The 20,916-nt window shown below is 72.8% G+C and carries 26 protein-coding genes and 1 tRNA gene; 16 read left to right on the forward strand and 11 right to left on the reverse strand.

Features of this window, described 5'->3' with window-relative positions; translation table 11 throughout:
• Positions 1–80: 80 nt before the first annotated feature.
• The 3 genes from CF165_RS07035 (at position 81) to CF165_RS07045 (ending at position 2,504) form a co-directional block, all read left to right on the forward strand.
• Entirely contained in the window at positions 81–410 is a 330-nt protein-coding gene (locus CF165_RS07035) for a hypothetical protein (protein ID WP_205660789.1), read from the forward strand.
• Between the two features lie 317 nt (positions 411–727).
• Complete coding sequence (locus CF165_RS07040; RefSeq protein WP_093946597.1) at positions 728–1,855, forward strand: S1 family peptidase; 1,128 nt, start codon at positions 728–730, stop codon at positions 1,853–1,855.
• 100 nt (positions 1,856–1,955) lie between these two features.
• On the forward strand, positions 1,956–2,504 hold the full coding sequence (locus CF165_RS07045) for a dihydrofolate reductase family protein (protein WP_093946598.1): 549 nt from the start codon (positions 1,956–1,958) through the stop codon (positions 2,502–2,504).
• Here the strand turns inward: CF165_RS07045 and CF165_RS07050 are convergent.
• Together CF165_RS07050 and CF165_RS07055 are read right to left on the reverse strand one after the other, a co-directional pair.
• Complete coding sequence (locus CF165_RS07050; RefSeq protein ID WP_093946599.1) at positions 2,501–3,091, reverse strand: TetR family C-terminal domain-containing protein; 591 nt, start codon at positions 3,089–3,091, stop codon at positions 2,501–2,503. The two genes, CF165_RS07045 and CF165_RS07050, sit on opposite strands and share 4 nt — an antisense overlap.
• 4 nt (positions 3,092–3,095) lie before the next feature.
• Positions 3,096–3,965, reverse strand: a complete 870-nt coding sequence (locus tag CF165_RS07055; RefSeq protein WP_093946641.1) for an alpha/beta fold hydrolase — start codon at positions 3,963–3,965, stop codon at positions 3,096–3,098.
• Positions 3,966–4,130: 165 nt separating this feature from the next.
• On the opposite strand from CF165_RS07055, the gene CF165_RS07060 reads away from it, so the two are divergent.
• Positions 4,131–4,889 (forward strand): D-Ala-D-Ala carboxypeptidase family metallohydrolase, encoded by a 759-nt coding sequence (locus CF165_RS07060; protein ID WP_240521477.1) that lies wholly within the window; start codon positions 4,131–4,133, stop codon positions 4,887–4,889.
• 166 nt (positions 4,890–5,055) lie between these two features.
• On the opposite strand, the gene CF165_RS07065 is transcribed toward CF165_RS07060, so the two are convergent.
• Positions 5,056–5,517 carry a YybH family protein gene (locus CF165_RS07065; RefSeq protein ID WP_093946600.1) on the reverse strand — a complete coding sequence of 154 codons (462 nt, stop codon included), beginning with the start codon at positions 5,515–5,517 and terminating at the stop codon, positions 5,056–5,058.
• A gap of 50 nt (positions 5,518–5,567) precedes the next feature.
• Between CF165_RS07065 and CF165_RS07070 the strand changes: the two genes are divergently transcribed.
• Positions 5,568–6,203, forward strand: a complete 636-nt coding sequence (locus CF165_RS07070; RefSeq protein WP_093946601.1) for a TetR/AcrR family transcriptional regulator — start codon at positions 5,568–5,570, stop codon at positions 6,201–6,203.
• An 84-nt stretch (positions 6,204–6,287) separates the two neighbouring features.
• Positions 6,288–6,797 carry a VOC family protein gene (locus CF165_RS07075; protein ID WP_093946602.1) on the forward strand — a complete coding sequence of 170 codons (510 nt, stop codon included), beginning with the start codon at positions 6,288–6,290 and terminating at the stop codon, positions 6,795–6,797.
• Here CF165_RS07075 and CF165_RS07080 read toward each other — a convergent pair.
• Positions 6,794–7,219 (reverse strand): DoxX family protein, encoded by a 426-nt coding sequence (locus CF165_RS07080; protein ID WP_093946603.1) that lies wholly within the window; start codon positions 7,217–7,219, stop codon positions 6,794–6,796. The genes CF165_RS07075 and CF165_RS07080 overlap by 4 nt on opposite strands.
• A gap of 392 nt (positions 7,220–7,611) precedes the next feature.
• Here CF165_RS07080 and CF165_RS07085 point away from each other — a divergent pair, with 392 nt between their 5' ends.
• The 3 genes from CF165_RS07085 (at position 7,612) to CF165_RS07095 (ending at position 9,860) form a co-directional block, all read left to right on the forward strand.
• A complete protein-coding gene (locus CF165_RS07085) occupies positions 7,612–8,877 on the forward strand; it encodes an RsbRD N-terminal domain-containing protein (RefSeq protein ID WP_093946604.1) in 1,266 nt (421 codons plus the stop codon).
• 103 nt (positions 8,878–8,980) lie between these two features.
• Positions 8,981–9,211 carry a hypothetical protein gene (locus tag CF165_RS07090; protein ID WP_167441382.1) on the forward strand — a complete coding sequence of 77 codons (231 nt, stop codon included), beginning with the start codon at positions 8,981–8,983 and terminating at the stop codon, positions 9,209–9,211.
• A 28-nt stretch (positions 9,212–9,239) separates the two neighbouring features.
• A complete protein-coding gene (locus CF165_RS07095; RefSeq protein WP_093946644.1) occupies positions 9,240–9,860 on the forward strand; it encodes an NAD(P)H-dependent oxidoreductase in 621 nt (206 codons plus the stop codon).
• A 2-nt stretch (positions 9,861–9,862) separates the two neighbouring features.
• Here CF165_RS07095 and bla read toward each other — a convergent pair whose 3' ends face one another.
• Entirely contained in the window at positions 9,863–10,768 is a 906-nt protein-coding gene (gene bla, locus CF165_RS07100; RefSeq protein ID WP_093946605.1) for a class A beta-lactamase, read from the reverse strand.
• A gap of 107 nt (positions 10,769–10,875) precedes the next feature.
• On the opposite strand from bla, the gene CF165_RS07105 reads away from it, so the two are divergent.
• A complete protein-coding gene (locus CF165_RS07105) occupies positions 10,876–11,754 on the forward strand; it encodes a LysR family transcriptional regulator (protein WP_093946606.1) in 879 nt (292 codons plus the stop codon).
• Positions 11,751–12,653 carry a serine hydrolase gene (locus CF165_RS07110; protein ID WP_093946607.1) on the forward strand — a complete coding sequence of 301 codons (903 nt, stop codon included), beginning with the start codon at positions 11,751–11,753 and terminating at the stop codon, positions 12,651–12,653. Before CF165_RS07105 ends, CF165_RS07110 begins: the two co-directional genes overlap by 4 nt.
• Before the next feature lie 46 nt (positions 12,654–12,699).
• On the opposite strand, the gene CF165_RS07115 is transcribed toward CF165_RS07110, so the two are convergent.
• Entirely contained in the window at positions 12,700–13,266 is a 567-nt protein-coding gene (locus tag CF165_RS07115; RefSeq protein WP_093946608.1) for an isochorismatase family protein, read from the reverse strand.
• 53 nt (positions 13,267–13,319) lie between these two features.
• On the opposite strand from CF165_RS07115, the gene CF165_RS07120 reads away from it, so the two are divergent.
• Positions 13,320–13,610, forward strand: a complete 291-nt coding sequence (locus CF165_RS07120) for a ribosomal protein L7/L12 (protein WP_093946609.1) — start codon at positions 13,320–13,322, stop codon at positions 13,608–13,610.
• Here the strand turns inward: CF165_RS07120 and CF165_RS07125 are convergent.
• Positions 13,607–13,819, reverse strand: a complete 213-nt coding sequence (locus CF165_RS07125; protein WP_093946610.1) for a DUF2795 domain-containing protein — start codon at positions 13,817–13,819, stop codon at positions 13,607–13,609. The genes CF165_RS07120 and CF165_RS07125 overlap by 4 nt on opposite strands.
• Before the next feature lie 56 nt (positions 13,820–13,875).
• Positions 13,876–14,868, reverse strand: a complete 993-nt coding sequence (gene selD / locus CF165_RS07130; protein WP_093946611.1) for a selenide, water dikinase SelD — start codon at positions 14,866–14,868, stop codon at positions 13,876–13,878.
• A 53-nt stretch (positions 14,869–14,921) separates the two neighbouring features.
• On the opposite strand from selD, the gene CF165_RS07135 reads away from it, so the two are divergent.
• From CF165_RS07135 to CF165_RS07145, 3 genes are all read left to right on the forward strand, one after another.
• Positions 14,922–15,016 (forward strand) — tRNA-Sec (locus CF165_RS07135).
• On the forward strand, positions 15,016–16,299 hold the full coding sequence (gene selA, locus CF165_RS07140; protein WP_093946612.1) for an L-seryl-tRNA(Sec) selenium transferase: 1,284 nt from the start codon (positions 15,016–15,018) through the stop codon (positions 16,297–16,299). Before CF165_RS07135 ends, selA begins: the two co-directional genes overlap by 1 nt.
• Positions 16,290–18,023 carry a SelB domain-containing protein gene (locus tag CF165_RS07145; RefSeq protein ID WP_093946613.1) on the forward strand — a complete coding sequence of 578 codons (1,734 nt, stop codon included), beginning with the start codon at positions 16,290–16,292 and terminating at the stop codon, positions 18,021–18,023. Before selA ends, CF165_RS07145 begins: the two co-directional genes overlap by 10 nt.
• On the opposite strand, the gene CF165_RS07150 is transcribed toward CF165_RS07145, so the two are convergent.
• Positions 18,020–18,871: a helix-turn-helix transcriptional regulator gene (locus CF165_RS07150; protein WP_093946614.1), complete on the reverse strand. Its 852-nt coding sequence runs from the start codon at positions 18,869–18,871 to the stop codon at positions 18,020–18,022. The two genes, CF165_RS07145 and CF165_RS07150, sit on opposite strands and share 4 nt — an antisense overlap.
• Positions 18,872–18,996: 125 nt before the next feature.
• Here CF165_RS07150 and CF165_RS07155 point away from each other — a divergent pair, with 125 nt between their 5' ends.
• Positions 18,997–19,773, forward strand: coding sequence for an SDR family NAD(P)-dependent oxidoreductase (locus tag CF165_RS07155; RefSeq protein ID WP_093946615.1), 777 nt, complete (start codon positions 18,997–18,999; stop codon positions 19,771–19,773).
• Here the strand turns inward: CF165_RS07155 and CF165_RS07160 are convergent.
• Positions 19,761–20,642 carry an alpha/beta fold hydrolase gene (locus tag CF165_RS07160; protein ID WP_093946616.1) on the reverse strand — a complete coding sequence of 294 codons (882 nt, stop codon included), beginning with the start codon at positions 20,640–20,642 and terminating at the stop codon, positions 19,761–19,763. The two genes, CF165_RS07155 and CF165_RS07160, sit on opposite strands and share 13 nt — an antisense overlap.
• 61 nt (positions 20,643–20,703) lie before the next feature.
• Positions 20,704–20,886, reverse strand: coding sequence for a CsbD family protein (locus CF165_RS07165; protein WP_093946617.1), 183 nt, complete (start codon positions 20,884–20,886; stop codon positions 20,704–20,706).
• Between the last annotated feature and the right edge of the window lie 30 nt (positions 20,887–20,916).

Raw genomic sequence — 20,916 nt, forward strand, 5'->3', positions numbered from 1 at the left:
CTGGCCCGATGAATTGCCGGTAATTCCCGCGCACTTCTACGCTCGGCAACATCGGGGTTCTCCGCGCTGAGGAGTGGGTCATGCGAAGGAAAATTGCGGTTCTCGCGATCGCTGTGTTTTCCCTGTTCGGTCTTTCGGTCGGGACGTCGGCCGCGGCCGGCGGCGATTTCGCGCCACCCGGCTGCTTCGGTGAGCGCTACGGGATCCTGTTCGGTCAGGGCGTGTCGGTCAGCTGCTTTCCCGGTAACGGCTACGGGTACCGCGTGATCGCGGAGTGCGCGAGCGGCAGCGCTTACTGGTTCGTCGCCGGGACGCCGGTGCCCTACGGGTTCGGCCCGGCGGTCGCGGAATGCTCCGGCGGGCTGCTCGTCCCGGCCAGTGTGGTCGCCTATCGGGTCACCGAAATCTGATTCGGGCACGGAACCGCCCGGCCACCTGTTTCCCCGGTGGCCGGGCGGTGTCGTGTCCGCGGTTTCGGAAAAGGGATCCGGCTGCTTCGGCAGGGGACAGCCGGGCACATCCGGTGCCCGGCAGACTCCTGTTCGCGCCGTTGTGCTGTGCTCCGAAAGCCTTTGCGGTATAGGAGCCGGTACAAATGTCTATTGTGGACAACTGATCGGATGTGGGAATTCCGGACAGAAGACCGGACATGTCTGGACCAAAGCGCGGGGCGGCACGCACACTCGCGGACGGTGTGTTTCTTTCCCCCGGCCTTGGAGGAGTTCCCATGCGTCGAAGAATCGCCCTGGCCCTCGGCGGTGCCGCCGTCCTCACCGCGTCACTCGCTTCCGCTTCCCTGACCCCCGCCGCCGCCCAGGCGTCACCCGGCCTGATCGCCGCCATGCAGCGGGACCTCGGGCTCACCGCCACCCAGGCGTCGGCCCGGCTGACCCAGGAAATGACGGCCACCCGGGTGCTGCCCGCCGCGCAGCGCGCCGCCGGGACGGCGTTCGGCGGCGCGTGGTTCGACCCCGCGCTCGGCAAGCTCGTGGTGGGCGTGACCGACCAGGCCGCGGCCGCCGCCGTCCGGCAGGCCGGCGCCGAACCGGTCGCCGCCCGGATCAGCGCGGCGAAGCTCGACGCCGCGAAGGCCGCGATCGACGCCGCCGCCAAGGCGAGCCCGGCGCCGGCCGCCGTCAGCGGCTGGCGTGCCGATCCACGGGCCGGCAGCGTCGTGGTCACCCTCCGGCCGGGCGCGCACGGCGCCGACGTCGACGCCTTCCTGGCCCGGGCGGCGAAGGCCGGCCCGGTCACCGTGGCGACCTCGCCGGCCGCCGAGACGGCCTCGGCGGGCACAGTCGGCGGCGACCCGTACTACATCAACGGCAACACCCGCTGCTCGATCGGGTTCTCCGTCCAGGGCGGCTTCGTCAGCGCCGGGCACTGCGGTGGCGTGGGCAGCTCGGTCGTCGGCTGGGACGGCTCGTGGATGGGCACCTTCGAGGGTTCTTCCTTCCCCGGCAACGACTATTCGTTCATCCGGATCGGCGGCGGCTGGTGGACCGCGCCGGTCGTGCTCGGCTGGGGCACGGTCAGCGACGCGCTCGTCCGCGGGTCGTGGGTCGCGCCGGTCGGCACGTCGGTGTGCCGCTCGGGCTCGACCACGCACTGGCACTGCGGCACGGTGGAAGGGCTCAACGAGACCGTCAACTACTCCCAGGGTGCCGTCTACGAGGTGACCCGCACCAGCGTCTGCGCCGAACCCGGCGACTCCGGCGGCTCCTTCATCACCGGTGACCAGGCGCAGGGCGTCACCTCGGGAAAGTGGGGCGACTGCACCTCCGGCGGGGAGACGTGGTTCCAGCCGGTGAACGAGATCCTGCAGACCTACGGCCTGTCCCTCGTCACGGCGTAGGAAATTCCTTCGGCGGCGGCCGATGAGTCCGGCGGCCGCCGCCGGTAGGTACCGGTGAGGCCGCGCCACCGGGGCGCGGCGAAAGCCACCGGGAGCAACCATGAGCGTGATCGTCGTCGAGTTCATCACCTTGGACGGCGTGGTGGACGACCCGGACGGCTCGGCCGGAACCGCCGCCGGCGGCTGGGCGTTCCGGCACGGGCCGGAGGCGGTGGCCGGGGACAAGTTCCGGCTCGGCTCCCTGCTGGACACCGGGACCCTGCTGTTCGGCCGCACCACGTGGGAGCTGTTCGCGAAGCTCTGGCCGGGCCGGACGGGCGAGTTCCCCGACCGGCTCAACGCGGCCCGGAAACTGGTCGCGTCGCGGACGCTGGCGGACGTGACCGCCTGGCACAACTCCGCGCTGCTGAACGGAGATCTCGCCGAAGCGGTCGAGCGCGAGGAGCGCGACGTGATCGTCATCGGGTCGATCGGGATCGCGCGGGAACTGGCCGGGCACGACCTGGTGGACGAGTACCGTCTGCTGGTGTTCCCGAGCCTGGCCGGGCCGGGCCGCCGGCTCTTCGACGGCGCGGCGCCCGCGGACCTGCGGCTGGTGTCGAGCACCCAGGTCGGGCCCGCGGTGCTCAGCACCTACCGGACGCGCTAGCGCCGCAGGAGGCTCGCGAGCCAACCGGCGAGGACCTGCTGGACCTCGCCCCGCGTCCGCGCGGGGTCGTCCGCCGCGGCGATCATCCTCGCGGCCTCCATCACCGCGCTGAGCACGAGCTGGGCCAGGGCGTGCACGGGCGTTTCGACGATCAGCCCGTCCGCCCTGGCCCGCTCCAGCGCGCCGGCGAGCAGGCCGAGGCCGTACTCCGCCTCGATCTCGCGCCACACCTCCCAGCCCAGCACGGCCGGGGCGTCGGTGAGCGAGATGCGGCGGATCTCCTCGCGCAGGCAGGCATCGAGGAACACGCCCAGTGCGTTCGTCATGCCGGTCAGCGCGTCCGGGGCGCTGCCGAACGCGGCTCCGACCTCTTCGGTCAGTTCGCGTTCCAGCTCCTCGACGACGGCGCGGAACAGGCCCCGCTTGTCGGCGTAGTGGTGGTAGAGCGCGCCCCGGGTGACCCCGGCGGCGCGGGTGATCTCGTCCGCCGGAACCGCTTGGTAGCCGCGGGCGGCGAACAGTTCGCGCGCGGCGGCGACCAAGGCGGCCTTCGTGCCGGCGGAACGGTCCTGCTGGGTACGTCGCACCCGCCTAATCTGCCATGACGCCCGCGAACTCGACGACGTGGCGGGCCAGCACGGCGGGCTGGTCCTCGGACAGGAAGGTGTAGGAGTCGGGCACTTCCACGAGTTTCGCGTCCGGCAGCAGGGCGGCGAGCCGGTGGGCCAGCCGGATCGGGAACAGCTTGTCCTCCGGCGCCCAGGCGAGCAGCACCGGCCGGTCGAACGTGCGCAGTGCCTCGGCGGCGGCCAGTGTGTGCCGCGGGTGGACTTCCCGGAGCAGCTTGCGCAGATCACGGCGGACCCCGGCGGATTTCCGCAGCGGTGCGAGGTAGGCCTGGGCGACGTCGTCCGGAAGCGGCCGCTTCGCGACCCAGCCGAAGAGGATCGGCAGCGGGTACAGCGCGCGGATGCGCAGCAGCTGCCCGAGCACCGCCATCGAACCGGGGATCCGGGCCAGTGGCGGCAGCGCCTTGAAGATCGGCGGGAAGAAGTACTCGAAGCAGTCGGACGGCGTGAGCACGACCCGCCCGACCCGCTCGGGACGGCGGCTGAGCAGGATCTGCGTCAGCGCGCCGCCGGTGTCGTTCGCCACGAGCGTGACGTCACGCAGGTCGAGCGCGTCGAGGAAGTCCGCGATCACGTCGGCGTTGCCGGCGGGGGAGAGGTCGGCGTCCGCGCGCATCGGGATGTCGTGCGAGCCCAGCGGCAGATCCGGGGCCAGGCACCGGAACCCGGCCTCGGCCACGTCCCCCACCACCTTCCGCCACAGCTCGGCGTTCGTCAGTACTCCGTGGACGAACACCACCGGGGCTCCGGAGCCCCGCTCGAAGTACCGCACCTCGCCGGCGGGCAGCCGTACCCGGTGCGCCTGACCTAAAGACTCGCTTCGATTCGTCATCTCGGCAGCGTACATACATGGTGTATGTATGTAAATTGAGTGGAGAATTCACAACCGCGGTGTCGGACCGGGCCGGAAGTGACGCCGGGGCGGGCGGGGTGTTGGGGGAACTTTGGCCGCACGGCGTCTGCTGTGGACTCCGTCGCCCCACATCCGGAGGCATCCGTGAGCCAGTCCCGTTTCGACCGCCGAACCCTGCTCAAGACCGGTGCCGTCCTCGTCGGCGGTGTCGCCGCGATGGTGGCGTTCCCCGGCATCGCCGCGGCCTATGCCTGGCCTTCGTCGCTGCGCTCGGGCTCGACCGGCGCTGCCGTGAAGGAGCTGCAGATCCGGGTCGCGGGCTGGGCCGCCGACGGTCCGGAACAGACGTACGTCGCCGTCGACGGGGATTTCGGGCCCGGCACCGCCGCCGCGTTGACGCGGTTCCAGTCCGCCGGCCACCTGCCCGCCACCGGCGTCGCCGACGCCGACGACTTCGCGGCGCTCGACGCTCTCGAGTCGGCCGATGGCTCGACCGCGCACTTCGAGTGGAGCGAGTTCACGTCGAAGGACGGCACCGGGTTCGACGGCGGCAAGGTCGGGGCCGCGACGGTCAAGGAGAACGTCCGGCGGCTGATGTACAAGCTGGAAGCGTTGCGGCAGAAGGCGGGCGGCCGGGCGATCACGATCTCGTCGGGCTTCCGCAGCATCGCGCACAACCAGTCCGTCGGCGGCGCGTCGAACAGCATGCACCTCTACGGTGTCGCGGCCGACGCCTACGTCAGCGGGCTGAGCACGCGGCACGTCTACGTCCTCGCCGAAGCCTGCGGGTTCTCCGGGCTGGAGCGCTACACGCTGTCGGACGCGCACCAGCACGTCGACAGCCGCGTCGAATACCCGTACGGCTCGCAGAGCTGGTGGTGGGAGAGCGGCACGATCAGCTGAACCCCGCGGTGGCGCCCCGGACTTGGCTTCGGGGAAAGGTCGGATCCGGGGCCACCACCGCCCGCGGGACGGCTGACACGGCGTCCTGCGGTGGATTCACCCTACGAACCGCCCGGGGCCCTGACCAGGGCCTCGATCCGGTGTCGAAGGTTTGTCGCCCGGTCGGTCACCGGGCGTACCCAGAGTGTGTCTCGGTAAGGGTCTTTCCGGGCTCGGGCTCGGGTTCGTCCGGCGGCCGGTCGGCGTGGCGGTGGACGATCTTCCACTCGCCGTCTTCGCGCCGGTACACGTGCGTGGCACGCAGGGTGTACGTCGTGGGTTCGCCGTTGACCGACACGGTGTTGTGCTCGAAGCCGATCGTGTAGGCGAGGTCGCCGCTCGCGCCCGCCGCGACGACTTCGAAGCGGTATTCGCGCGACCCGGAGAACTGGGCGGCGACCCGCTTGAACGCCGCGCTGACGTCGGCCCAGCCGGTCCGGATCGGCAGCCAGGCGCCGTACAGGCTCACGGGATCGGCGTGGGACCAAGTCGCGCTGCGGGGCTCCGCGTCGCCGTTGTGCATGGCCCGTTCGGCGGCGATCTGCCGCGGCAGCATCTCGGCCAGGAAGGCGTCGGTGGGTGATGGCATGATGACTCCAATACAGTCGGACTGGTTTCAATACAGTGAGGATGTATCGGATGAGCGGGCCCGTCAAGCGCCGGTACGACTCGAGCCGGCGGCAGGAGCAGGCGCGGGAGAACCGGCGGCGCATCCTGAGCGCGGCGCACGAGCTGTTCGTCACGCGGGGTTACGGCCGGACGACCATCGCCGACGTCGCCGCCGAAGCCGGAGTCGCGCCGGAGACCGTCTATTCCGCGTTCAAGAACAAGCCCGCGCTGCTGCACCGCGCCTGGGATGTCGCGGTGGGCGGAGACGACCAGGACGTGCCCCTGCTGGAGCGGCCGCAGGTGCGGGCCCTGTTCGCCGAGCCCGACCTGCGGACCCGGCTGACCGCGTTCGCCGTCTTCAACACCGCGACCATGCGGCGGACCGCGCGGCTGCACCTCGCCGTGCGCGGCGCGGCGGCGAGCGACCGCGCGGCGGCGGCGATGCTCGCCGAGATCGACCGCCAGCGGCTGGCGGCCATGACCGAGCACGCGGCCGCGGCCGCGGCCACCGGGCAGCTGGCGGTGGCCGAGGACGAGTGCGGGGACGTGCTGTGGTCCACGACGGACGGGACGCTGTGGCACCAGCTCGTCGAGCGGCGCGGGTGGTCCGACGAGCGGTATTCGGCCTGGCTCGGCCGGTTGTGGGTGTCGTCGCTGCTGGGTTGACCGGCCGGGAGCACGCGCCTAGCCTTAAGTTGAAACTTCAACCGACTGCCGCAACCGATTGCCGCGCGCGGGCATGGAGCACCGATGTCGATCTTCCGCTTGAACCACGCCGTCTTGTACGTCCGGAACCTGGCCGAAAGTGTCGCCTTCTACCGGGACGTGCTCGCCTTCGGGTACATCGACGGCGGGGACGCCCACCGCGGCGCGGCTTTCCTGCGGGCGCCCGGATCGACCAACGACCACGACCTCGGCCTGTTCGAGATCGGCCCCGACGCCGCCGATTCCGGCGCGGGGCGGACGTCGGTGGGCCTGTACCACCTCGCGTGGGAGGTCGACACCCTCGGCGACCTCGAGCGGCTCGCCGCCCGGCTCGCCGAGGCCGGGGCGCTGGTCGGCTCTTCCGACCACGGCACCACGAAGTCGTTGTACGCCAAGGATCCCAGCGGGATCGAGTTCGAGGTCGTCTGGATCATCCCGCGCGCGCTGCTGACGGACGACGACCGGGTCAAGAGCATCGGCCGGCTCGACCTGGCGGGGGAGCTGGCGAAGTACGGTCCCGACGCGCGCAGCGGTGTCGGGATCTCCCGCCCCTAGGCCGTGGCGCGCGCCCGCGTCGGCTGTGAACCTCGTTGCAGGACGGGCAGGTTGCCGAGCGCGAAGCGGCCGGGGCCGATGAACGCGACGACGAGCAGGCCCCAGCAGAACAGGGTGGCCGCTTCCCCGCCGTTCTGGATCGGGAACAGGCCTGCCGGCATGTGCACGGTGAAGTAGGCGAAGGCCATCGAGCCGGAACCGAGCACGGCGGCGGGCCGGGCCGCGAGGCCGACGCAGACCAGCGCCCCGCAGACGAGCTGGATGACCGCGGCCCACCAGCCGGGCCAGGTCCCGACGGCGGTGGGCGCCTTGGCACCGAGCAGGCCGAACAGCGTCTTGAGGCCGTGGCAGGCGAACAGGAAGCCGATGACGATGCGGTAGAGGCCGATGACGTGTTCGCGGGCCGGGTCCAGGCGGTGCATGGTGCCTCCGAAGGCGGGTGCGGGGCATCGAGCAGACCGGCGGGTTCGGGCCGGTCGCGGAGATGGGGGATTTCAGATATACCGTTATTCGGGAGGCGACACCTCCTCCGAACGGCGCATTTACCGGAATTTCGACGAATTGCACAACCGGGTCGGCGAAGGCTTGGATTTGTCGAACGTCGAGGTCATCGGCCTTGTCCGGGTGGATGATCCGCCGTTCGGGTGATCTTCCTCAGTTGGTCTAGACCAGTGTGAAAACTGGTCCGCGGTCAGGTTTCGTGAATGTTTCCGATTATTCTCGTAAGCGCGTTCACCGCATAATCCGAGCTGCCGGTCGGCGACGGGGGTGGTATGGCCGTCCGGCTTGATCCACCACCCCGTAGGGTGGCTCCATGGTGGACGAAGAAGTCGTCTCGGAGCGCATCCGGCAGATCGCCGCCACCCTCGCGGGCCGCGCGGGCGAACTCACCGGTGAACTGGTCCAGCTGTATGCGACGGACCTGCCGCAGCTGGTCAACGACGACGAGCGCATGGTGAGCCTGCTGTCGGCGAGCGTCTACCAGAACATCGAAACCGCGTTGCAGATCTTCCGGCACGGCATCGACCCCGCGACGGTCGAGCCGCCCGCCGCGGCCGTCGAGTACGCGCGCAGGCTGGCGCAGCGCGGCACGCCGGTGTTCGACCTGATCCTCGCGTACGACCTCGGGCAGGCCGCGATGCTCGACTTCGGGTTCGAAGAGTGCACCCGGCTGGTCGACGACGCGGCCCTGCTCGGGGCGATCCTGCGGAAGCTGCTGCGGGTCGCCTACGAGTTCATCACGCGGGTGGTGCGTCAGCTCGTCGGCGTCTACCAGGACGAACGCGACCGGTGGCTGCTCAACCGGAGCGCCGCGCGGGCGGCGAAGGTGCTGGACCTGCTCGGCGAGAACGGCGGGCCGCCCGACGTCGACGCGGCCGAAGCGGTGATCGGTTACCGGCTGCGCGGGACGCACGTGGGCATGATCGTCTGGCACGCGGCGGAGGCTTTCGCCGAGGACGTGCTGTCGGTGCTGGAGTCGGTGGCGGGCGCGGTGTTCGAGCGCGTCGGCGGGCAGGGGCGGCCGTTGTTCGTGCCCCGGGACGAGGCCGGCGCCTGGGTGTGGCTGCCGCTCCCGCCGGGCACCGTCGTCCGGCGCGAGGACGTCGACGCGGTGCTGGCGGAGATCGATTCCGGGGTCCGCGTGACGGTCGGCGAACCCGGCACCGGGGTCGGCGGCTTCCGCGACACCCACCAGCAGGCCCGGCGGGCGCACGCGCTGGCACTGGCCGCCGGCGAGCACTGCGACCGGGTGCTGACCTTCCGGGAGGTCGGCACGGTGGCGCTGATGACGAGCGACCTGAACGCGGCCCGGCTCTGGGTGGCGAGCACGCTCGGGCCGCTCGCCGCCGACGAGGAGAACTGCGCACGGCTGCGCGACACCCTGCGGGTGTTCCTCGCCTCCGGCGGCAGCTACACCGCGTCGGCCGCCGAGCTGACGATGCACAAGAACTCCGTGCAGTACCGCGTCCGCAAGGCGCAGGAACTGCTGCCGCACGGGCTCGGCGAAGGACGGCTGGACGTCGAGCTGGCCCTGAACCTCTGCCGGCGGCTGGGCGCGGCGGTGCTGTCCCCGGCGTGACTTTGGTGCCGCGGACCACCGGTCCCGAAGATCTTCGGGCCGCGGGCACGAAGCCTTGATCGGCCGAACGGCCTACTTTTCGGCTATGGGTGAGAACGGTGAGATGCTCGCATTGGTGCGGCTGCGCCGAGGTGTCGTCGGCGAGAGCAGACGCGTCTGCCACCTGATCCCCGTCCCGAGAGGCCCGGTGCCGGAGCACCTGACGGCGTTGTGCGGCGAGGCGATCTTCCCCGGCGAAGCCGAAGTGCTCGACGGGCTGTGCGGTATGCCGTGCCACCCGTGCCTCGTGCGGAGTGCCCCGGCGGGGCCGGGACTGCTGGCCAACGCGGGCTGAGCCGGGAGTGAACGCCGGCGATGACGCCATGAGCGGTCCGGTGGTGGTCCTGCTGGCCCATCCCCGGCCGGGCAGCTTCAACCACGCGCTGGCCGACCGGGTCCGCGACGCGCTGGCCGGCGCCGGGCGGCCGGTGTGGTTCCACGACCTGTACGCCGAAGGCTTCGACCCCGTCCTGACCGCGGAAGAGGCCTACACCAGCGGGACGCGGGCGGAGGAGTTCCTCGCCGCCACGCCGGACCCGCTGGTGCGGCGGCACCGGGACGAGCTGCGCGACGCGACCGGGCTCGTCGCGATCCACCCCAACTGGTGGGGCAAGCCGCCCGCGATCCTCGCCGGCTGGCTCGACCGGATCCTCGTCCCCGGGGTGGCGTACCGGCTCGACGACGCCGGCGGGGCACCGGAGTCGTTGCTCGGCCTGCGGAGGCTGCTGGTCGTGAACACCTCCGACACCACCGAAGAGCGTGAGCGGACGCTGTTCGGTGACCCGCTCGACGCGATCTGGCGGCGCTGCCTGGCGCCGTACCTCGGGGAGCCGGCGGTGAGCCGGATGGTGCTGCGCGTGGTGGCCGACGCCGGAGAGCACCGGCGTGCCGGGTGGCTCGACGACGTCGAAGCCGAGGTGCGGCGGCTGTTCGGTGATCGTTAGCTTCAGCGGAAGCTGTCGAGTGCCAGCTTCGCGGCTTGCGCGATCAGCCGGTCGTCGTGGTCGGCGTCCTTGGTCTTCCGGTCGGACAGGACCACCAGCACGATCGGCGCGCGCCCGGGCGGCCAGACGACCGCGATGTCGTTGCGGGTCCCGTAGCCGCCGGTGCCGGTCTTGTCGCCGACCGTCCAGCCCGCCGGTGCGCCCGCCCGGATCAGGGCCGCGCCGGTCTTGTTGGCGCGCATCATGTCTGTGAGCACGGTCCGCTTTTCGGGCGGGAGGGCGGTGCCCACCGTGAAGGCGCGCAGGCTGACCGCCATCGCCCTCGGGGTGCTGGTGTCCCGGACGTCGCCGGGCGCGAGGTCGTTGAGACCGGGTTCGGTCCGGTCGGCGTGCGTGGTCGTGTCGCCGATCCCGCGTAGCGCGGCGGCGAGCCCGGCCGGGCCGCCCAGCTCGCGGAAGAGCAGGTTCGCGGCGGTGTTGTCGCTGTAGCGCACCGCGGCGTCGATCGCGTCGCGCAGGGAAATGCCGGTGGTGACGTGCTTTTCGGTAACCGGCGAGTTCGGCTGCAGGTCGGCGCGGGTGTAGTTCAGCACCTTCGCCAGCCCCTCGAGACTGGTGCGCTGGAGCACGGCGGCGGCCGAGAACACCTTGTGTGTCGAGGCGTAGCCGAAGCGCTCGTCGGCGCGGTGGGCGAGCTCGCGGCCGGTCCCGATGTCGACGGCATACACACCGAGGCGCGCGTCGAAGTCGCGTTCGAGCGGGGCGAAGTCCGGCCGCGGCGCCACGGCGGCGGACGACGACGGGGTCGCCGGGGCCGGGGCCGGGGCCGGTGCTTCGGCGGTGCAGGAGGTGAGCGCCACGAGGGCCAGCGCGGCGAGCGCGGCCCGCCGGACGTGGGGGAACGGCACAGGACTTCCTTCCGGTCTTGATCGACATCCGCAGTTTCACCACGCCCGCTCATGCTGTCCAAGACGGAAACGCACGGTTCGATGCCGGAATCGCATAAAGTGGGGTAGTGGACCTGGTCGGTGGCTGCAGGGCGTTCGTGAGCGTGAGCGAGACAGGGAGCTTCACGGCGGGCGCCGCGCTCGCTCGCATCCCGCAGCCGGTCGCCAGCCGGCGCATCGCCGCCCTCGAACGGCACTTCGGCGAACGGCTCTTCGACCGCTCGACCCGCCGGGCGCGGCTCACCCCCTTCGGGCGGGACGTGCTGCCCTCGGCCCGACGGCTCGTCCGGCTGGCCGACGCGATGGAGCACGACGCGCGGCGCGCCAAGCTGCGGCCGATGCGCGTGGCCGTGCCGGACACCTGCGGCGTGCGGGCCCTCGCCGAGCTCGCCGCCGAAGCCCGTGAACTGGCGATCCACCTGGAGTTCCGCGCCGCGGCGCCGGGCGAGCGCGCCGAGCTCGTCCGCACCGGGGAGGTGCGGGCCGCGCTCACCGCCGTCCCGGCCGAGGACGGCGGGTGGTCCGTGCCGCTGGGCCTGGCCGCGGTCACCCCGCCGCCCGGCCGGGTCGTGCACCTGGAGACGCTGCGGACCGGCCGCCGCGGTGAGCGAGCCGCCCCGCGGCGGCACGTCTGGATCCAGCCCGAGGACGACGTCCCGCACGTCCGCGACCGGCTGCTGCGGGTCCGCGACGCCGTCGGCCTGCCCCCGGCGCAGGTCGCCGTGGCGGGCTCGCTCACCTCGGCGGCCGCGGAGGTGTTCGCCTCGGCGGATCTGCTGCTGTGCTCGGCCGCGCAGGCCGTCGAGCTGGGGGTGAGCTGGCGGCCGATCGGTGAGCTCACCCTCGCCCGCGGCTACGGCGTGGCCGCGGCGCTGGGCGAGGACGCCGACCGGTTGCGCACGGTGCTGCGGGAGGCCGTCGGACGCTGCCTCGGAGCCGGCGAATGACCGCCGAAGCGCTGGTCCGCGACTTGCGGGCCGAGCTGGACGACGGCGGGCTGCGCGGGGCGTTCCTCGTCCGCGACCTGCGATCCGGCGCCGAGCTCGGGATCGACCCGGATCGGGAGTACCCGATCGCGTCGCTGGTCAAGGTGCCGCTGGCGGCGGCGACGCTGGAGCGCATCCGCCGCGGCGAGCTGGACGGTGCGACCCAGCTGGAGGTGGCGCCCGGCGGCGTCACCACACCCGGGCCGACCGGGCTGACCCGGTTCCGGCACCCGGCCCGCCTCGCCGTCGAGGACCTGCTCTACCTGAGCACGTCGCTGAGCGACGGGACGGCGGCCGACGTTCTGTTCGGCCTGACGCCGCCGGCGGACGTCACGCGGATGCTGGGGGAGTGGGGGCTGGGCGGCATCGCCGTGCGCCACCTCCAGCGCGACCTCGTCGAGACCCCGGCCGAGCGCTTCGACGCCGGCGAGGCCCACCTGGCGCACGCGCTCGCCATCGGCGCGGCGACCGCAGGCCAGGGCCACCAGCTCGCCCAGCTCGACGTCACGCGAGCGAACTCGGCGTCCGCGCGGGCGCTGCTCGACCTGCTGCAGGCGCTGTGGACGCCGTCAAAGATCGACCCGTCGGTGGCCGCGGGCGTGCGGGAGCTGATGGCGAACAACGTCATCCGCCACCGGCTCACGCCCGATTTCGCCTCCGATGCGGCTCGCTGGTCGTCGAAGACGGGAACGCTGCTGAACCTGCGCCACGAAGCCGGGGTCGTCGAACACGCGGACGGCGGCGTGTTCGCGGTGGTGGCACTGACCGAGTCGCGGGTCCCGGCGGTCCTGCAGCCGGAGGCGGACGTGCTGATGGCCCGGGTGGCGCGGGCCCTGCGCGACCACCTGCGCGGCGCCTAGCCTGCGGGGCTCCGGCCAACTGGAAGCCGCATCGAGCGGCAGTGGCTCAGGCCGGTGCCTTCACCCCGAACTCCACCTCGGCCGTCTGCACCGTTCCCGCGGTCCGGCCGGGCGCGGTCTGGTACTGCCAGTACAAGTTCGTGTGCGCGATGACCTGCTCCGGCGGTGGGGCGCCATACGCCGACATGTCCTCCGTCGTGTGCGCGTCGGCGACCAAGGTCGCGTCGTAGCCGCGGGCGAGGGCGCCGTGCAGGGTCGAGCGGATGCACGCGTCCGTCTGGGCGCCCGCCACCACCAGGGCGCCGATGCCGCGCGCCGCCAGTACCTCTTCGAGGTCGGTGTCCTCGAACGAGTCGCCGTACATCTTGTGCACCAGTGGTTCCGCTTCGCGGCGGACCAGCTCCGGCACCCACTCCCAGGTTTCGCTGCCGCGCGGCAGCTCGTCGCTGGTGTGCTGCACCCACACCACGTCGGTGCCCGCCGCGCGCGCCTTCTCCACGAGCGTCACGATGTTGGCGATGACGGATCCGGCGTCGACGGACGCCTTCATCACCCCGTTCTGCACGTCGACGACGAGCAACGCGGTGTTCGGACGGTCGGTCAGTGTGGTCATGGGCTCACCTTAACCACGGCCACCGACAATTTCCGGAAGTAGCATGCCGGGTCATGGACTACGGGATGCTGTTGCTCGGTGTGGTCGTGCTGGTCGTGGTCGTGGCGCTGGGGTCGTCGGCCACGGACCGCAGGCTGACCCGGGTCGACCGCCGCCTCGCGCGGGTGGAACGGAAGCTCGACGCGATCGCCGACCGGCTCGGGGTCGCGGTCGTGGAGCCGGAGCTGGCCGAGGTGACGGCGTTGCTGCGGCAGGGCAAGAAGATCCAGGCGATCAAGGCCTACCGCGAAAGCACCGGCGCCGGCCTCGCGGAGGCGCGCGACGCCGTGGAGCGGCTCGGCTAGGGTGCCCCGCCGATGTGCTTCGCGGACACGGCTTCCCAGACGGCGTCGAAGTTTTCGTACCGGTCGTTGTGCGGCAGGCCGCCGAGCGAGCCGAGCACGGAGTCGCCGCCGCCCGCCGCGGCCGCCCGCCGCAGGAGTTCGTCGCGGCCGCAGGGGTATTCGGTTTCGGACAGGTGCCGTTCCAGGCTGGTCCGGTCCGGAGCGGGCATCGCACACCTCCTGATCGTTCTCTTCCCCGCGTACCCGGCGCGGCCGGCGAGGAAACTCAGCCGACGACGATCGTGTGGTCCGACCGCGGCTCGAGCGACCCGATCACCGGGTGCCCCGGCAGCTCCCCGGCGACCAGCAGGCCGCCGGAAGTCTGCGCGTCGGCCAGCAGCAACGCCTCGTCTTCGGAGATCCGGGACAGGTCGGCGTGCGGGCGGACCCAGTCGAGGTTGCGCCGGGTGCCCCCGCTGACGTACCCGTCGCGCAGGGCTTCGCGCGCGCCGTCGAGGTAAGGCACGGCCGCCGGGTCGATGCGGGCGGTGACGCCACTCGCCCTGGCGAGCTTGTGCAGGTGGCCCAGCAGGCCGAACCCCGTCACGTCGGTGGCACAGGAGACCCCGGCGGCCAGCGCGGCGCGGGACGCCGGAGCGTTCAACGTCGTCATCGCGTCGATCGCCTGCTCGAACCGTTCGCCGGTGGCCTTGTGCCGCGAGTTGAGCACGCCGATGCCAAGCGGCTTGGTGAGCGTCAGCGGCACACCGGGCCGGCCCGCGTCGTTGCGCAGCAGCCGCGCGGGATCCGCGATCCCGGTGACGGCCAGGCCGTACTTCGGTTCCGGGTCGTCGATGCTGTGCCCGCCGGCGAGGTGGCAGCCCGCCTTGCCGCAGACGTCGAGGCCGCCGCGCAGCACTTCGGCGGCGAGCTCGAACGGCAGCGTCTCCCGCGGCCAGCCGAGCAGGTTGACCGCCACCACCGGCGTGCCGCCCATGGCGTAGACATCGGAAAGCGCGTTGGCCGCGGCGATCCGGCCCCAGTCGTAGGCGTCGTCGACGACCGGGGTGAAGAAGTCCGTCGTGGCGATGAGCGCGGTGTCCCCGGAGATCCGGACCGCGGCCGCGTCGTCGCCGGTCTCGAGGCCGACGAGCAGCTCGCCCGGCGGGTCGGCGGGCGCGGCGCCGGTCAGGCCGGCCACGGCCGCTTCCAGTTCGCCGGGCGGGATCTTGCGCGCACAGCCACCGCCGTGCGCGTACTGCGTCAGCCGGTAATCCACCGGTTCATCCTGCCCGCCCGCCCCGGACTTGGCAGGATGACCACATGGTGCAGGGAGGCGTATCCGGCCTGGTGACCGGCGCGGTCTTCAAAACCGTCGAACGGCAGGTTCTGCCGCTGGCGGGTTCGATTCCCGTCCGCCTCCGCCATGCCTGACCCCCGCCGGGCGATCCCGCGCACCGACGCGGTCCTGGCCGATCCCCGGATCACCAAGGCCGCCGGGCCGCTCGGACGGGACCTGGTGAAGTCCGTGGTCAACGAGGTCCAGCGGGCCGCGCGAGCCGGCGAGATCGCGCCGGCCGACGTCGTCGACGCGGTGCTGGCGCGGCTCCCGTCGAGCGCGTCCTCGCTGCGGCCGGTGGTCAACGCGACCGGTGTCGTCGTGCACACCAACCTCGGCCGGGCCCCGCTTTCCGCGGCCGCGCTCGACGCCCTCGTCGCCGCGGGTGGCGCCACCGACGTCGAATTCGACCTCGCGACCGGCGATCGGGCCCGCCGCGGCCGCGGCGCGCTGGCGGCCTTGGCCGCCGCCGTGCCGGACGCCGGCGCGGTGCACATGGTCAACAACAACGCGGCCGCCTTGCTGCTTTGCGCGCTGGCACTGGCCCCCGGCCGGGAGATCGTCGTCAGCCGGGGCGAGCTGGTCGAGATCGGCGACGGCTTCCGCATCCCGGACCTCCTGGAATCGGCGGGCGCGCGGCTGCGCGAGGTCGGGACCACGAACCGGACGTCGGTGGGCGACTACGCCGCCGCGATCGGTCCCGGCACCGGGTTCGTGCTGAAAGTCCACCCGTCGAACTACCGGGTCACCGGCTTCACCTCGGAAGCGGCGGTCGGCGAACTGGCCGGGCTCGGCGTGCCCCTGGTCGCCGACATCGGCTCCGGCCTGCTCGCCCCGCACCCGCTGCTGCCGGACGAGCCGGACGCGGCGAGCGCGCTGCGGGCGGGCGCCACGGTCGTCACCGCCAGCGGGGACAAGCTGCTCGGCGGCCCGCAGGCCGGCCTGCTGCTGGGTGACGCGGCCGTCGTCGAACGGCTGCGGCGGCATCCCGCCGCGCGTGCCCTCCGCGTCGACAAGCTCACCCTGGCCGCGCTCGAAGCGACCTTGCGCGGGCCGGAACCGCCGGTGCGCGCCGCGCTCGAAGCGTCGGTCGCGATGCTCCGGCACCGAGCCGAAACCCTGGTCAGGGCCCTCGACGACGCCGACGCTCGCGTAGTGGAGTCGGTGGCGGCCGTCGGCGGCGGGGGAGCACCCGGCGTCGAACTGCCGAGCGTCGCGGTGAGCCTGCCCGCGCGGTACGCGGCCCCGCTGCGGACGGGCGAGCCCGCCGTGGCCGGCCGGGTCGTCAAGGACCGCTGCCTGCTCGACCTGCGGACCGTGCGGCCGGACGAGGACGCGAAGCTGCTGGAAGCCGTCCGCCGATGCGGGTGATCGTCACCGCCGGGCACGTCGACCACGGGAAGTCCACGCTCGTGCGGCGGCTGACCGGGATGGAGCCCGACCGCTGGGCCGAGGAGCGCCGCCGCGGGCTGACCATCGACCTCGGCTTCGCCTGGACCCGGATCGGCGGCGAGGACGTCGCGTTCGTGGACGTACCGGGCCACGAACGGTTCGTGCCGAACATGCTCGCCGGGGCGGGCCCGGCGCCGGCGGTGCTGTTCGTCGTCGCCGCGGACGAGGGCTGGATGCCCCAGTCGGCCGAGCACCTCGCGGCGCTCGACGCGTTCGGCGCCGACCGCGGCCTGCTGGTCGTCACCAAGGCCGACCGGGCCGACCCGGCCGCGGCGACGGCTGTCGCGCTGCGGGAAATCGCGGCGACGTCGTTGGGTGCCGTGCCGGGCGTCGCCGTCAGCGGCACCACGGGCGAAGGGCTCGACGAGCTGCGCGCGGCGATCGGCGAGCTGACCGCCGGGCTGCCACCGCCCGACACGGGCGCCGACGTCCGGCTGTGGGTCGACCGCGCCTTCACGGTGTCCGGGGCGGGCACGGTCGTGACGGGCACGCTGTCCGCCGGCACCATCGCCGTGGGCGACGAGCTGCGGCTGGGCGACACGCGGGTCAGAGTCCGCGGCCTGCAGGCGCTCGGCGAACCCCGCGATCGCGTCGAGGCGGTGGCCCGGGTGGCGGTGAACCTGCGCGGCACCCCGCGCGCCGACGTCGGCCGCGGCGACGTCCTGCTCACGCCCGGCCGCTGGCGCACCACGGCGGAGTTCGACGTCCGGCTGCGTGGTGCCGCGGTTGCGGCCGCCGCGGACCTGCATCGGCACCTGGTCGTCCACCTGGGCACGGTGGCGGTGCCGGTGCGCGTCCGTCCACTGGGGACGGACACCGTCCGGCTGGCCACGACCACCGCGCTGCCGTTGCGGGCCGGGGACCGAGGCCTCCTGCGCGATCCCGGCGAGCACCGGATCGCCGCCGGGTTCGACGTCCTCGACGTCGACCCGCCCCCGCTGGCCCGCCGCGGCGCGGCCCGGGCGCGCGGCCGGGAGCTGGCCGGACCCGATCTCGCCCGGACGTACTTGCGCCGCAAGGGTTTCGTCCCCGCCGGGGACTTCGCCGTGCTGGGCCTGGCGGAAACGGGCGAGCGGGTGGGGGACTGGTTCGCGGACCCGGAGCGGTTCGCCGCCTTGCGCGCGGAGGCCGCCGCGATCGTGGGCGCGTGGGACAGCACGGCCGCCGGAGTGCCGGTGGAGGCCCTGCGGCAGCGGCTCGGCCTGCCCGCCGCGGAACTGGTCGTCCCGGCGCTGGCGGGCACGGGGTTCGAGGTGACGGGCGGGCTCGTCCGGCGGCCCGGCGCCGGGCTCGCCCCGGCCGTCGAACAGGCGCTGGAAAAGGTGGTGAGGCAGCTCGCGGAACACCCGTTCCGCGCACCGGAGGCGGACGAGCTGCGGGCGCTGGGCCTCGGCAGGCGGGAACTGGCCGCGGCCGTCCGGCTCGGCCGGCTGACGGCGGTCGCCGAAGGGGTCGTGCTCGGGCCGGACGCGGAAGAGCGGGCGGTGGCCGAACTGCGCCTGCTGCCGCAGCCGTTCACGGTTTCGGCGGCACGCAAGGCGCTCGACAGCACTCGCCGCGTGATGATCCCGCTGCTGGAACGCCTCGACGCGGCCGGACGGACGGAACCCCTCGGCGACGGGACCCGCCGCACGACGGATTAGCCCGGGCGGGGTGCTTCCTCCACACCGAGCGACTGCGTCCCGAGGACACCCAGCAGCGCGAGGCGGTCGGCGTCTTCGGTGCCCGGCTGGGCGGTGTAGACCATGATGCGCAGGTCGCTGCCGGCCACGCTGAGGACGTCGCAGTCCAGGGTCAGCGTGCCCGCCTGGGGGTGATCGATCGTCTTGCGGCCGGCTTCGTGCTGCCCGACGGCTCCGGACTCCCACAGGGCCGCGAAGCCGGTGCTGTGCCGTCGCAGGTCGGCGATGAGTGCGCGCAGGTCCCGGTCGCCGGGGTAGGTGCCCGCGGTGCGGCGCAGGTCGGCGACCAGCGCCGACTGCAGTGCCTTGCGGGATTCAGGGGTGTCCCGCACCCGGTTGTTCGGGCTGAGAAAGTTGCGCCAGACGCCGTTGAGGTCGTTGCCGCGCCATTCCCCCATGAGGGCCGTGTACAGCGGGTTGGCGAGCAGCTGGTTCCACGCCGCGTCGAAGACGGCGACGGGCGTGCCGGCCAGCCGGTCCAGCATGCGGTGGACGCCGGGCGTGATGTGCCGCGGGACCGTGCCGGGGCCCGGCGGGGCGAGGCCGGCCAGCCGGAAGAGGTGCGCCCGTTCGTCCTGGGTGAGGCGCAGGGCCCGGGCCAGTGCTTCGACGACCTGGGCCGACGGGCTGGTGGCGCGGCCCTGTTCGAGCCGGATGACGTAGTCGGCGGAGATGCCGGCCAGCTGGGCCAGTTCTTCCCGGCGCAGGCCCGCGGCCCGCCTGCGGCCGCCCGCGGGCAGGCCGACGGCCTGGGGCGCCACGCGATCGCGCCAGTGGCGCAGGGCCGTGCCGAGTCCGGTGTTCGCCATGCCGTCGATTGTGCAAGCTCCGGCGGCCGCTGTCCTGGTACTGCCGTTCCCAGGAAAACCGGTCCACTTCCTACGCGCGCGGTTCACGCCCATCCTGGGACCAGACCCCGAAAGGACCGGAACCCATGAACCAGCTCGCCCTCGTCACCGGCGCCACCTCCGGCATCGGCCGGGCCTTCGCCGAACGCCTCGCCGCCGACGGCTACGACCTGATCCTCACCGGCCGCCGCGAAGACCGCCTGGAAGAGTTCGCCGCCGCCCACACCGACGTCAAGGTCCGCACCGTCGTCGCCGACCTGTCCACCGACGACGGCGTCGACACGGTCGCCGGAATCTGCGCCGCCGAACCGCTGACCATGCTCGTCAACAACGCCGGTGTCGCCCACTACATGCCGCTGGCCGAGCTGCCCGCCGCCAAGGCCCGCGAACTCGTCCACGTCAAGGTCGCCGCGCCGACCATGCTGACCCGCGCCGCCGTCGCGGGCATGCGGGAACGCGGGGAGGGAACGATCGTCAACGTCGCCGGGATGATCGCCTTCAGCGGCCCTGCGGACTCCTCCGTCATGCCCCGCCGAGCCGTCTACGCCGGCTCCCTCGCCTACCTCGTCGCCCTGTCCCAGACCCTCAGCGCCGAACTGGAGGGCACCGGCGTCCGGGTCCAGGTCCTGTGCCCCGGGGTCGTCGCCACCGAGTTCCACGAGCGCCAGGGCCTCGACCTGAGCGCGGTGCCCCGCATGACCGCCGACGACGTCGTCACCGCCGGCCTGCGGGGCCTCGAACTCGGCGAAGTCGTCACCGCCCCGGGTGTCGAGGACACCGGCCTGCTCGACGCCGTCTTCCGGGCCGACCTCGCCGCCTTCGGCGGGCAGAGCCCGGAGCTCGCCTCCCGCTACCGGTCCTGAACCCCGCCGAAGAACTCGCTCAGCGCGGCAGCCAGGTCTTCCGGGTTCTCCTCGGCCATGTGGTGCCCGGACTTGATCGCGTGCCCGCGCAGGTCGGTCGTCCACGGCCGCCAGACGCCGAGGACGTCGCCGTAGAGGTCCTCCATGTCGTCGTCGCTGGACCAGAGCACCATCGCCGGGCAGGTGATCCGCCGCCCGGCGGCCCGGTCCGCCTCGTCGTGGGCGCGGTCGACACCCAGGCCCGCGCGGTAGTCCTCGAGCATCGCGGCGACGGTGGCCGGGTCGTGGATCGCGCGGTGGAAGTCGGCGAAGTTCTCTTCGCCGAGCCGCTCGGGCGTGGTCTTCGTGCCGACGTTGTACCAGGCGTCGGGGTCGGCGGTGATCGCCCGTTCGGGTTTGCCCGGCTGGGCGAAGAAGAACCAGTGCCACCACTCCCGCGCGAACTTGGCGTCACAGCGGTCGAGAGCCTCGCAGATCGGGACGGAGTCGAGGATCGCCGCGGCGCGGACCACGGACGGGTGGTCCAGCGCCAGCCGTGTCGTCACGCACGCGCCACGATCGTGGCCCGCCACGAAGAACCGGTCGTGCCCGAGGTGGCGCATCAGCGCGACGCAGTCGGCCGCCATCACGCGTTTGCTGTAGGGCGTGTGGTCTTCGTCGGTGGGCGGCTTGCCGGACTCGCCGTAGCCGCGGGTGTCCGCGCACACGACCGTGAAGTGCTCCGCGAGCCGCGGGGCGACGCGGTGCCACGTCGTGTGGGTGCGCGGATGCCCGTGCACCAGCAGGACCGGCGGCCCCGAGCCGCCGTGGCGCACCCGCAGGGTCACGTCACCGACGTCGACGCGGTCCAATGTGAAGCCTTCGAACACGTGCCACCCCCGGACATGAGCCCGCTGCCGCACCCGGGGGTGCGGCAGCGGGGGAAACGGGTCACTTCTTGTCCGTGACGCCCTTCACAGCGTCCTTGACCTTCTCGCCGGCCTGCTTGAGCGAGCCCTTGGCCTGGTCGGACTTGCCCTCGGCCTGCCACTGCTCGTTGTCGGTGGCGTCGCCGACGGCTTCCTTGGCCCGGCCCTTGAGCTCTTCGCCCTTGTTCTCGAGTTTGTCGTTCATGAGTGCACCTTCCGTTGCGGCGACATTTCC

Origin of the sequence: Amycolatopsis vastitatis (genome assembly GCF_002234595.1) — a bacterium.
GTDB lineage: Bacteria > Actinomycetota > Actinomycetes > Mycobacteriales > Pseudonocardiaceae > Amycolatopsis > Amycolatopsis vastitatis.